This is a genomic window from Streptomyces sp. NPDC093097 (assembly GCF_044754325.1).
Classification (GTDB): Bacteria; Actinomycetota; Actinomycetes; order Streptomycetales; family Streptomycetaceae; genus Streptomyces.
On record NZ_JBIVOW010000039.1, the window covers coordinates 1 to 12,121 of the forward strand.

The 12,121-nt window shown below is 65.8% G+C and carries 8 protein-coding genes and 1 pseudogene; 4 read left to right on the plus strand and 5 right to left on the minus strand.

The window, feature by feature from the left end; genetic code table 11:
* Window positions 1-53 precede the first annotated feature (53 nt).
* The 4 genes and pseudogenes from ACIQE0_RS37040 to ACIQE0_RS37055 all read right to left on the minus strand — a co-directional run.
* Window positions 54-788, minus strand: coding sequence for a reverse transcriptase domain-containing protein (locus ACIQE0_RS37040; RefSeq protein ID WP_402340313.1), 735 nt, complete (start codon window positions 786-788; stop codon window positions 54-56).
* Between the two features lie 670 nt (window positions 789-1,458).
* Window positions 1,459-1,650 (minus strand): hypothetical protein, encoded by a 192-nt coding sequence (locus ACIQE0_RS37045; protein WP_402340316.1) that lies wholly within the window; start codon window positions 1,648-1,650, stop codon window positions 1,459-1,461.
* A 663-nt stretch (window positions 1,651-2,313) separates the two neighbouring features.
* Entirely contained in the window at window positions 2,314-2,610 is a 297-nt protein-coding gene (locus ACIQE0_RS37050) for a transposase (RefSeq protein WP_402340319.1), read from the minus strand.
* Window positions 2,611-2,664: 54 nt separating this feature from the next.
* Window positions 2,665-4,134, minus strand: a pseudogene (locus tag ACIQE0_RS37055) (IS4 family transposase); the annotation flags it as partial.
* Window positions 4,135-4,482: 348 nt separating this feature from the next.
* On the opposite strand from ACIQE0_RS37055, the gene ACIQE0_RS37060 reads away from it, so the two are divergent.
* The 4 genes from ACIQE0_RS37060 (at window position 4,483) to ACIQE0_RS37075 (ending at window position 8,141) form a co-directional block, all read left to right on the plus strand.
* Window positions 4,483-4,929, plus strand: a complete 447-nt coding sequence (locus ACIQE0_RS37060; protein WP_402340322.1) for a helix-turn-helix transcriptional regulator — start codon at window positions 4,483-4,485, stop codon at window positions 4,927-4,929.
* A 64-nt stretch (window positions 4,930-4,993) separates the two neighbouring features.
* The gene (locus ACIQE0_RS37065; RefSeq protein ID WP_402340325.1) at window positions 4,994-5,548 is read left to right on the plus strand and encodes a hypothetical protein; all 555 of its coding nucleotides are present in this window, start codon (window positions 4,994-4,996) and stop codon (window positions 5,546-5,548) included.
* The gene (locus ACIQE0_RS37070; protein WP_402340327.1) at window positions 5,545-6,690 is read left to right on the plus strand and encodes an MAB_1171c family putative transporter; all 1,146 of its coding nucleotides are present in this window, start codon (window positions 5,545-5,547) and stop codon (window positions 6,688-6,690) included. The genes ACIQE0_RS37065 and ACIQE0_RS37070 overlap by 4 nt, the downstream gene beginning before the upstream one ends.
* Window positions 6,687-8,141 carry an NAD(P)/FAD-dependent oxidoreductase gene (locus tag ACIQE0_RS37075; RefSeq protein ID WP_402340330.1) on the plus strand — a complete coding sequence of 485 codons (1,455 nt, stop codon included), beginning with the start codon at window positions 6,687-6,689 and terminating at the stop codon, window positions 8,139-8,141. The genes ACIQE0_RS37070 and ACIQE0_RS37075 overlap by 4 nt, the downstream gene beginning before the upstream one ends.
* A 2,694-nt stretch (window positions 8,142-10,835) precedes the next feature.
* Here the strand turns inward: ACIQE0_RS37075 and ACIQE0_RS37080 are convergent.
* A protein-coding gene (locus tag ACIQE0_RS37080; RefSeq protein ID WP_402340333.1) for an IS3 family transposase occupies window positions 10,836-12,088 on the minus strand; the annotation gives its coding sequence in 2 pieces (ribosomal slippage) (window positions 10,836-11,806 and window positions 11,806-12,088; 1,254 coding nt in all).
* Window positions 12,089-12,121 lie beyond the last annotated feature (33 nt).

A 12,121-nucleotide genomic window follows, 5' to 3' on the forward strand; every position in this document is an offset into this window, starting at 1 on the left:
TCCCGGAGGGCCTACCTCCATCACCAGTGCAGCATCACGTCGGAAGACTTCGTCTACATCGAAACCTCCCGTTGTGTTCGTGGCGCACCGTCGTCTGCGTACCGTTCAAACGGGACCCCCGGATGTTCCCGGGCCATCCACACATCGAACGCATAGTGCATGAACAGGTTAGCCAGCACAGGCGAAATCGCAGAGCCCTGTGGGGTTCCGCGATCGCGCTGCTGCAAGGTTCCGTCGGGCAGTTGCAACGGCGCCTCAAGCCACCGCCGCACATACAGCACTACCCAGGGGAGATCGGTGTGAGCCTGAACCGCTCTGATGACAAGGCCCCATGGCACGCTGTCGAAGAACTTCTGGATGTCCAGATCAATCACCCAGTCGTACTTCCAACAGCGTTTCCGGCATGCCGCGACCGCGTCCAACGCGGACCGCCCGGGACGGTAGCCGTAGGAGTCCTGATGGAAGATCGGTTCGACCTTTTCTTCAAGACGCCGGGCCACCACCGTTTGGGCGATTCGGTCAGCCACGGTGGGCACACCGAGCAAACGAACCCCACCACCATGCGACTTCGGGATCTCCACACCCTTCACCGGAGGCGGAAAGTAACTCCCCGAGGACAGACGATTCCAAATCCGATAGAGGTTGCCCTTCAGATCCTTCTCGAAGTCCTCGATGGAGCGCCCGTCCACCCCCGGCGCACCCTTGTTGGCCTTGACCTTCTCGTACGCCTCCTGAACCTCCCACTTCGAGATCTCAAACGGCTTGCCCGATGATTTCAACTGGTCCACCCAGCTCCTCCCGGAGAACTTCCGGTTGACCGAACGAACAAACAGTCACGGATGACCCGGCCCCTTCGCTCCCCCTTCATTACAAAGGGTTCTTCGCTACTACGGGCCGGTCCGCCAGCACACCCCGCGTCGGTACTCAAACCCTCACGGTTCCTCCGCTTGGGTCGCTTCCTCTCACCTCTCGATTTCCACCGAGCGGCAGTATCGGGGCCCGCCTTCTCACGTTCCATGCGAAAGCCGCAGATCAGGCTCACGTCGCCTCCGTGCCGGACACCGCCTGGCCAGTAAACGGGACACCCGCCAGACTCATCCCGGAGCAACCACAAATCTCCGGTTCTGATGTCACTTATCTCCTAACGACACTTCCGCAGCGATTCACTTGCGTTCGTCTTCCTGATCCCCACCTGACGGCTCTACCGTCGCCTTTTCCACATCGCTCACCACGACGGTCGTTAACCAACGCAGCATGTGGCGGTTTGACACCATCCCCCGCAGGACGGCGCCGAGGGGCCAAACCCTCATCTCTCGCACAGCACCGCATCGTGAAGCTCTCCTACCTGAACTCCCCTCTGCGTTCGTGACACACGCAGTTTGACGCCTCCCCCCGCAGGGCGGCGCCGAAGGGCCGACGATCCTTCATCTTCCGTGCAGCATCGCGCTCAGCTCCTGCCTACACCAGGAACCTCCCGCGTTCGTGGCACACGATCCGATAGAGGTTACTCTTCAGATCCTTCTCGAAGTCCTCAATGGAGCGGCCGTCCACCCCTGGCGCACCCTTGTTGGCCTTGACCTTCTCGTACGCCTCCTGAACCTCCCACTTCGAGACCTCAAACGACTTGCCTGATGATTTCAACTGGTCCACCCAGCTCCTCCCGGAGAACTTCCGGTTGACCGAACGAACAAACAGTCACGGATGACCCGGCCCCTTCGCTCCTCCTTCATTACAAAGGGTTCGTCACTACTACGAGCCGGTCCGCCAGCAGGCCCCGCATCGGTACTCAAGCCCTCACGGTTCCTCCGCTCGGGCCGCTCCCTCTCACCGCTGTATGAGTCAAGCGGCATTATCGAGGCCTGCCTTCTCACGTTCCGTACGAAAGCCGCAGATCAGGCTCACGTCGCCTCCGTGCCGGACACCGCCTGGCCAGTAGACGGGACTCCCGCCAGACTTATCCCGGAGCAACCACAAATCTCCGGTTCTGATGTCACCTGTTTTCTAACGACACTTCAGCAGCGATTCACTTGCGTTCGTCTTCCTGATCCCCACCTGACGGCTCTACCGCCGCCTTTTCCACATCGCTCACCACGACGGTCGTCAACCAACGCAGCATGTGGCGGTTTGGCACCGTCCCCCGCAGGACGGCACCGAGGGGCCAAATCCCTCATCTCTCGCACAGCACCGCATCGTGAAGCTCTCCCTACCTGAACTCCCCTCTGCGTTCGTGACACACGCGGTTTGAAGCCTCCCCCCGAAGGGCGGCTCCGAAGGGCCTACCTTCATCACTCGCACAGCATCGCGTTTAGCCGCTCAACTACCCATTGCGGCCTCCCGCGTTCGTGGCACACCTTTTTTCAGGAATGCGTTTTCCATCTCAAGTTCACGGACGCGCCGTTCCGCTTCCTTCAGGCGGGCCCGTTCATCGAGCGCCAGGGGTGCGTCGGCCGTCGGCTCGTTGCGCCGCTTATGCTTCTTCGCCCAGCCGCGGAGCGTCTCCGGGTTGATTCCGAGTTCACGCCCTACCTCGGTGATGGTCTTGCTCGACCGCAACGCGATCTGGACGGCTTCTTCCCGGAACTCCGGGGTGTACTTGCTGGGTGGCGCCAATTCTTGCTTCCTCGTTTCCTGTTCAGGACAACCCTATTGGGTTCCTGTCCGGAAACTCCGGGGCGCCTCAAGGGCCCGGTCGCGGCGGCCGTTGGCCGCCGATGCGGGAAGGGACGCGGGTTGGTCCTGGGCCGTCTGTGTCGGGGGCTGACTGGTGCCCGCGGTGTGGATCGTGATCGCCAGATGGGTGATGTTCCTGCTGCTCAGCGGGCGTTCGTCAGTGGGGTTGCTCCGGTATCGGACAACGGTGGATTTCACCCTGCGGGCACTGACGCGCGTTCGGCGCCTGGGCAACAGCGCCTCCAGTACTGCGCGGGCGATGACGCCGGGGCCGATGTGGTCCGGGAGGATGTTCTCGGCGGTGATCACCTGGTTACGTGCGGCTTCGAGGGCGACGGTGAAGCTGACGCGGTCCGGGTCAGTACCCGGCTCGGACTCGGCGGCCTCCGTCATAGCGCGTCGCAGCACCTGGTAGAGGGCGAGTTGGGCCCACATCTCCTGGGCGAGACCGAAAGGGTCGCCGGAGCGCAGAACGAGGCCGCGGAGCAGGGTGTGGCGCAGGGCGTAGAAGGCACTCTCGACCTCCCACCGCTCGTGATAAAGGCTGACCAGGGTGGTGGCCGGGTCGGTGCGATGGTCCAGCAGGGTGGTGGCCAGCAGGTAGCAGTCGCCGGTCCGCTGCCCTTCGCTCGTGGTCAGGGTGATGTCCGCCTCGATGATCCGCAGTTTCCGGCCGTTGATCCGGGTGAGGTAGGAGCCGTCGGACAAAGCAGCCAGGACGGCAGGAGTGCGCTGTTTCTTGAGCCGGATCAGCAGGTGCGCGCCGGTGTCCGCGACCTTGGCGAGGAAGTCGTCGGAGGCGAAACCGCGGTCCGCCAGCAGGATCATGTCCTGCTTCAGCAGCGGCAGCAGCCGCACCGCATAGCCCAGTTCGCCGCAGCTCGTCGGGCCGAAGACCGCCCCGATCAGGGACCGGGTCCCGGTCTCGCACAGGGCCATCAGCCGCAGCATCGGGTAGCCGGCCCAGACGCCCTGTCGGCAGATCTTGCCCAACCACCGTCGGATCCGGGGCTGGTCAGGGGCCTTGATGGAACTGCAGCCATCCACCGCGACTGTGCGCCAGCGCCGGTAGCGCACTCCGGTGGTCGCGGGCTGGGCCACCGGACCGGCCAGCGTCTCGAACAACAACTTCAGCGGTGCGGGCCCCAGCCTGCGGCGCAGGTCCCGCAGCGCCTTCTCCGACGGCCGGACGGGGGCCAGCGGCCCCAGCCCAGCCGTCAGTTTGTCCCAGACCCGTGCGTACCCCAGCACGGGGAACATGGCCAGGGCGAGCAGGAAGTACACCCCCACGCGCGAAGGAAGCAGCCGGCGCCGTTCCTCGACCGCGCGTGTTCGCGTCAGCACGTCATCGACAAGCTCGAAGGGCACATGCTGGGTCAACTCGCCCAGATGGCCCGGCGCGAAGACTCCGCCGGCGACCTTGATGGCGCGACGGAACACGGCGGTGGCACAATGGCGTGACAACGGGACCTCTCTCGAAGCAGGAAGACCTTGGTCGGCTTCACTGCATCTACCAGAGGTCCCGTTTCCGCCGCTGAGAGACGGCACTCCGAACCGCCTGATCAACTTGACGAGCCCGTCCACGGCCTAACTACGCGGCCTTGCAACCGTCTCACTGGACTTGAAATCTTCCGCCCCGGCGGTGCTTTCTCGCCATAAGGGGAAACCCAGCAAACTATTGTTGCTCCAGGGTTTCGGAAGCTTTGGCTGCGCGCCTACGATCACGCCATGCCCCAGCACCGGTCAGAGGGAGCTACGCCTTCCCAGCAGAGCAACGACACAGCAGCCTTGTTCGGAAGGCGTCTCCAACGCTTGATCGACGCGATCGGCACTCGGGGCGCGGAGGCCTTCTCGGACGCCCGGATCGCCGCTCATGTCGGTGTCACCAGTCAGTACGTTCGCAACCTGCGCCACGGAAAGTCCGTGCCTTCCGTGGAGAAGGCTCAGAAGCTGGCCGAGTTGTTCGGGGTCGAGCACGCGGACTACTTCCTGAAGCCGGACGACGATCCCTATGTGCTCTCGGTAGAGAGGCGTTTCCTCGTGGGCGAGGGCGATCCTGACTCCCGCGCCACCGCGGCAGAGGAGGGCGAGTCCCGGACCGAGGGCGCGCTGTGGGGGCAGTTGCAGGACGAGTACGGGGTCAAGGAGATCGCGATGCGCGCTGACCAGCTCTCGCCTGAAGCGCGCATCGCGGTACTTGAGGTTGTAGATCAACTCCTTCGGGATGAGAGCGGCAAGAACGGACCGGAACGCCTCTGAGACCGGCGGGGGTGGCGCTCCGGGAGATGTACGTGACCAAGGGTGCTAGCAAGGCGGGGGAAGAGTGGACAAGAAGGGGATGCGGCGGCTGTGTGCCGATCTGCTCCGCGGTTTGGAGGGCCGGGACACCGGCACACCTTCGGGGCTCTTCACCGCCCTGTGCGCCGGCATGACCAGGCGCCACGACCGCCTGGTCAGTCATCGCCTGGTTCGGTTTCCCACGGGCACCGCCAGCGGATTATGGGTCGCGACGGCGACGCGGCATTTCGTGCTGTGTGAGCAGGACACGGCTCCCGAACATCAACTGGTCATCCTGGGGCACGAGTTCTGGCACCTGGAAACGCACAAGGGCGTGGCAGGAGGAGAGGCCGAGGCGGTGGCGGCCGCTCAGCTGCTCGCGCAGGACGTCTCCCCGACCACAGTGGAACACATAGCCCGGCGCTCTACCGTTCACTCCCATGACCAGGCAGAAGAAGCCGCCTGCGAATACTTCGGCTCCTTACTGGCGAGCCGTGCCTGGCCCCTCCTTGCCTCCGCTGGCACAGGTGGTTCCGTGCCGTCCTCGGGCGTGGCCCACCGGATCGAATCCTCTCTCGACCCGCGGGGGTTGGTTCGGTGAACAACAGCGGTTACTGGATTCCCGCGGCGGCCGGCTGGCTCGCGCTGATGAGTCGGATCCCCTCTCTCTATCGCGCGCCGCGCGACCCGCTGCGTCGCGCCGTGTGCGCCGTCTTCTTCTTCGCCAGCAGCAGCTTCACTCTGGCCAACCCCACGCTCGTCGGTTACATCAACCGAGGCACAGGGATCACCAACGTTGCCGCTCCGCTGGTCTACAGCCTCATCCTCGGGCAGAGCGCCTCGAGCGTCTCACTGATTCTGCACTGGCGCGGAGGGCCGGCCGACCAGGTGAACCGCCGGGTTCGCCAGTGGCAACTCGCCTACACAACGGCTGCCGCCGTCCTGTTCCTGTTGTTCGCCGCCGGGCGCACTCCCGTAGAACGCCGAGTGGACTTCGACACGTATTACGCCAATACCGCCTTCATTCGCGAAATGAGCCTTCTCTACCTCCTCGCGTCCATGGCGGCCGCTGTAGCCATGTTTGTCATGTGCTGGCGCTGGTCTACGCGTGTGTACGACCGCATTTGGCTGCGCCGTGGCCTGCGGTTGCTGGGAGTCGGCACGGTATTCCACTTCGGCTTCGATGCTGCACGGCTGACCGCCGTAGTCGCTCGCTGGAGTGGCACCGACTGGGACCGCCTTTCCCTCGCGTCGCCAGCCATCGGGGCGGTAGGCACTCTGTGCGTTGCCGTGGGCTTCACCCTTCCCTTGATCACCGACCGGCTGTCAGCCTTACGGACACTGGGGAACAACTACCGGACGCTGCGCGCGCTGCGGCCCTTGTGGGAGGCGTTGTACGCGGCAGAACCAAGCATCGCCGTCCCGGTGCCCGCACCGTGGTGGGCGGTCCGCCTCCGTCTCACCCGGCGGATCACGGAGATTCACGACGGGCTCCTCGCCCTGCGCCCCTTTTACGACACACCCACACGCCCCCTCCCATCCCCCTCCGGGCTGCCCGAACCGCACCAGATGGCGCTGGCGCTTCGGCAGGCCATTCGCAAGAAGGCAGCGGGGAAAGCGGTCGCTTCGACGCCCGAGCACACCGGCCCGCTCCACACGCTGACCGAGCCGCTGCCCCTGGCTGCTCTCATACAACTTTCGCGAAGCCTGACCACCTGCCGTCCCGGGGAGAGCCACCTGTGACCACCCACCACTTACCCAGCGGCCTCTCCGGACGCATCCCCACCGCTGTGGTGCTCGGAGGCGGCCTCACGGGCATGCTGGCCGCCGCCGCCCTGGCCTCTCATGCTGAGGTCCACATTGTCGAACGCGATCGGCTGCCCGCAGCCCCCGCTCCCCGCAAGGGCCTCCCCCAGGCCCAACATGCCCACCTGCTGTGGTCCGGTGGTGCCCGCATCATCGAGAGTCTGCTGCCCGGCATCACCCAGCGGTGGCTCGCGGCGGGTGCACGCCGCATCCCGCTGCCCACCGGACTGGTGTCTTTATCGGCCCAGGGCTGGTTACGTCGGTGGCCCGAGATGCAATACCTCATCGCCTGCTCACGCGACCTGCTCGACTGGGGCATACGCCAACAGGTCCTGGCCAGCCCCGGTGTGCACGTGCTTCCCGGCACCGAACCCGTCGGGCTGACAGGCTCTGCCGACCACGTCACAGGGGTCCGCGTACGCGACATCGCCACAGGGAACGTCCGTCAGCTCGAAGCCGACCTCGTACTCGATACCACCGGCCGCGGCTCCACAGCCGGAACCTGGCTGGCCGCACTCGGCCTGCCCTCCGTGGCGGAGGAGCACGTGGACTCCGGCTTGGTCTATGCCACCCGGATATTTCGCGCCCCAGACGGATCGGCACACTGGCCCGTCGTCAATGTGCAGTCCGACCCGCGAGTCCCGGTCCCGGGCCAGACGGCGACGCTCGTTCCCATCGAAGGCGCACGATGGCTCGTCACGCTCTCGGGCACCCGCGGCGGGCAGCCGACCCGGTCGGCCGAGGAGTTCTTGCCGTTTGCCCGCAACGTACGCCACCCCGTCGTTGCCGACCTCATCGCTGACGCCGAGCCGCTGACCGACGTCCACCTCTCCCGCAGCACCGTCAACCGCCGCCGCCGATTCGACCTCCTGCAAACCTGGCCCCGCGGCTTCGCCGTCCTCGGTGACGCCGCCGCCACCTACAACCCGCTCTACGGCCAGGGAATGTCGGTCGCCGCCCAAGAAGCCGCCGCACTGCGCGTTGCACTGCATCGGCGCGGACTCGGCAATCCTGCTCTGACCCGGCACCTACAGCGCGCCGTGGGCCGTATCACCCAGGCCCCCTGGGCGATGGCCACCGCGCAGGACATCCTCTACCCCGGAGCCCGCGGGCCGCAGCCGCCAGCAGCCGTCCGGCTCCTGCGCGGCTATACCGACCGGCTCCTGAAAACCGCCACCGGCGCTCCGGCCGTCACCCGGGCCATGCTCGACGTGATGACGCTATCCGCTCCCCTGTCTCGGCTGATGCGACCGGATGTGGCGGCCAGAGTGCTATTCGGGCCAGGCCGGCCACCGTTGATCGGCCCTCCACTGAACCATCCCGCCCGGCGCATGCTGCCAACAGCCTGCCCCCAGCACCCTGGCGGGGGCAGCGACATGAGCCCGTGACCCACCAGGCACGGACGCTGCACTTTGCCCACACTCGAAGGGACAAGCTCATGAAATGACACGTGGGCGGCACAGACCTGTCCAGGGTCCACTGCCGCCCAGGCTGTAGATCAGGTGCGCCAACACCCGACACACGCAGCCGTCATGCCACCGCCCGGCCTTCCCGCCGGGCGAAGATCCGATCACGCGGATCGGACATCGGGTTCTTGCGAACCCTGAGCGATTCCCAAAGGACTCGCTTCTTCCCCGTCCAGCAAAATGAGGAAGCCCACACATGGTGCAGTACAACACCGCCGTTTGTCAGCACGGGCGCCCCGCAATCCCGTTTGCCCATCCGGTGCCACCCTCGTCTGGTAGTGCAGAAACGCGCCTTCTTGCCGACTTCGGAATCACCCGATGAGCCCAGCAAGCTCTGGCTTCACTGCCACGGTCTCGACGGCACCGGGCCAGCAGACGACTTCCCTGCCCGCCACCTCACCTGAGCACCGCAGCGTGGGCAGCCCTCTACAACTCGGACGAACGATGCGCCAGCGATTACGCGCGGCAGTTCGCGCGTTGCTCGACGACCCTGCCCTGCGGGGGCAAAGCGACGCGGTCCGTCTTGCCGCTGTCGTACTCGCCGCCAAGACCAACGCCGGCACCGGGACCGCCGCTGTGACGGCTCACGGACTCGGTCGTTGGCTCGGGGTGTCCGAGTCGCTGGTCGACCACACGGTGCTGCCAGCTCTTCGCACATCCGGTGCACTCCGGTCACATCCCGTCAGTGACACTCGTGGCAAGACGAGCGGGCTGCGATGCAACCTCCTCCCGCTACAACAGGCATGGCACGACGGAGCCAGGCACCCCCTTGCCCTGCGACGCAGCGAACTGGCCACCCTGCTCCGTCTGAGCGAAGCGCTATTCGGCCCGGGCTGGGCTTGCCGGAACGGCACCTCGATACCCCCGGGCCTTCTCGGCCGACGCCGTGGCCGAGGGGCGGCCACCGACCGGCTCGCGCTTCTCCTTATGGCCCTCGACACCCGTCGCGACGGACGAGTGCGCATGTGTCCCGGTGTCGTCGACACCCGGCGAGGCCGCCCCGCGGTCACCGTCGCCCGGATGATGGGGTGCTCCGCGTCGGGCGGGGCGAAGATCCTCACCAGGCTGAGCGCCCAGGGCGTCACGCACATCATCCGCCTCAAGACCCGCTCCGGCCTGCAGGCACGCTCCCACATACTGCTGCCGTCCATCGCTCACGCCAGCGCTTCCGGGCCCGCCGCCATCTCAGCGGTCACCCTGCACCACCCGGCTGCCCCTCAGTCCCAACCACCGTGGCGCCGCCCTACCAAGTCACTGCATCCGGCCCGGCGACTCCCGGGGGCCACGGGCCCAGTCACCGCACGGAACCTCTCGTTTCCTCCTGAGATGCCCGACCACCCCACAAGTGCCCCCAAGGATCACACTCCGATGGAAAGCCCCACAGAGCCGCCTGGCAACGGGCTTCGCGCGACCTTGGCCCTCTGCCACCAGTCAAAGACAGACCTCCCTCCTACTGGTCCCCTCCACACCCCCCACACTCCTGGCGTGGCGGACGACCGAAAGTCTGACCGTGATCCTTGTGCTCATTCCGGCGCAGCCGTCTGGAGCCAACCCGCCGTCGCCGGAAGCGCGCGCACAGGCGCGACAGAAGCTTCCCCGCCGCTTCACCCCGCATCCGCTTTGGAGATGCCCGCCCCGCCACCTCCCACTTCGGACACCACACGGAACCGAGCGCGCCCTCAACGTGCTCTGCCCAGGGACGTTCATCGAGTACTCGCCGCCATCCCCCCACTGCGTGATCGGCTACGTCCCACAGAACTCAGCGTCGCCTGTGCTGCCATCACCGCCGCTCTACGCACCTTCTCTGCCCAGCGACTGTCGACGGAGCTGGCCTCCCAGCTCGCGGCTGTGCTAACGCCTGACCAGTCCGATGCTTACCACCTCGTGCGCTCCCCCCTCGGGTGGCTTCTGGCCCGCCTCCCACCCATCACCCTCTGTCCGCAATGTGACCGCACCTGGCACGGCACGCGTCGGGGCAAACAAACCTGTCCTCGATGCATAAACCGCCCCACGCTGGCCAACGGGCCCTGCTACCGCTGCGGCCAGATGAGCGAGCTGACTCCAGACGGCATTTGCGGCGAATGCTGCCTGGACAACACCCTTGTCGCCTGTGCCGAAAAGCTATGCGCCCAAGCCCGGCCAAACCCGGCCGACGACCTACACCGGGCTTTTCAGCAACGCATGCAGGAAACCCGCCGGAATGCTGCCGTTCTCGGGCTCAACCAAGCTGGACAACGACTCGCAGTCAGACTTGCTGCACACGCCGAGTCCGCCACCTCCTGCAATACCCGGTGACCGCCGAACTGGCACGCGGGACGGTCGTCAAGGAGCGGTCGGATGCCACCGAAGGAGACTCACCCGTCGTCCTGCTGCCGGACATGCGCTGGACACGGTACATCACGCCGCAGTCGCCCAGCTGCGTGCCGAAGGACACGAGATCCGCGACGAGGGCGTCGCCCGGCTCTCGCGCTCAGTTGTTTTTACCGGGGTGTTTGGGAGCCAGTGATTCGGTGTGAACGTGGCCTTCCAAAAACGCCTCCTGGGACGGCGTCGCGTAGACCCGGTGCACCGCCTTCCCGCTGTATGAACTGAACCGCCCCGGGTTCGGTAGAGATCTCAGATTGTGGTTGTGACCTGGGGTTTCGTGAGTTCGGTGTAGTAGTTGGCTTCGTATTCGGCGGGTGGGATGTGGCCTATCTCTCCGTGGAGCCGGCGATGGTTGTACCAGTCGGCCCACTCGGCGGTGGCCAACTCGACCTGGGAGAGGGTCTTCCAGGGCCGCTGGGGCTTGATCAACTCGGTTTTGAACAGGCCGATCGTGGACTCCATCAGGGCGTTGTCGTACGCGTCACCGACGGATCCGACGCTCGCCGCGATGCCGGCGGTGTCCAGGTGCTCGGCGAGCTTGAATGATGTGTATTGCGACCCGGCGTCCGAGTGATGGATCAACTCGCCCGGTTGAACAGGCTGTTGGTCGCGGTCGCGTTGCCAGATCGCCATCTCCAGGGCGTCCAGGACGAAGACGGTCTCCTTCACGGCGGCCGCGGACCAGCCGACAAGCCGGCGAGAGAAGGTGTCCACGACGAACGCGACATAGACGGTGCCGGACCAGGTCTTCACGTGGGTGAAGTCCGCCACCCAGCACCGGTTCGGAGCGACGGCGACGAAGTCGCGGTCGACCAGATCGGGGGCCCGATCGACCTGCCCGCCGGGGATCGTGGTGATGACGCGCTTGCCGCGCACCGCGCCCTGGATACCGAGTTCGCGCATGAGGCGCTCGACGGTACAGCGGGCCACCGCATTTCCCTGCCGGTTCAGCTCGCGCCAGATCTTCCGGGCTCCGTAGACACGGTAGTTGGACGTGTAGACGTCCTGGATGCGTTCTTTGAGCTCCGCATCACGCAGGGAACGGGCGGAGGGAGTATCGAGGCGCCTCTTGTGGGCGTAGTACGTGGAAGGGGCGATCTTGCAGTCCTGTGCGGTGAGCGTCCTGCAGATCGGCTCGACACCGCCGAAGCGGTCCCGGTGCTCGTCGATGAACGCTACGAGCGCGTGTGTGGCCGGTCGAGCTCGGCCGCGAAGAAACTCGCCGCGGCCTTCAGGATCTCATTCGCCCGCTTCAGTTCGGCGTTTTCCTTCTTCAACGCCTTGAGCTGGGCAGACTCCTCCGTCGTCGTCCCCGGACGTTGCCCCGCGTCGATCTCGTGCTGCTTCACCCAGTTCCGCAGCGTCTCGCGGGAACCGATGCCGAGCTTCTCTGTCACCGCTTGCAAAGCGGCCGTCTCGTTCGGGTAGTCGTCGCGCACCTCGGCGACCATGCGCACCGCACGACGGCGGAGCTCAAGCGGGTAACAGGAGGGTCGTGCCATGACTCAATCCCTACATGGAATCGAGCCTCCACC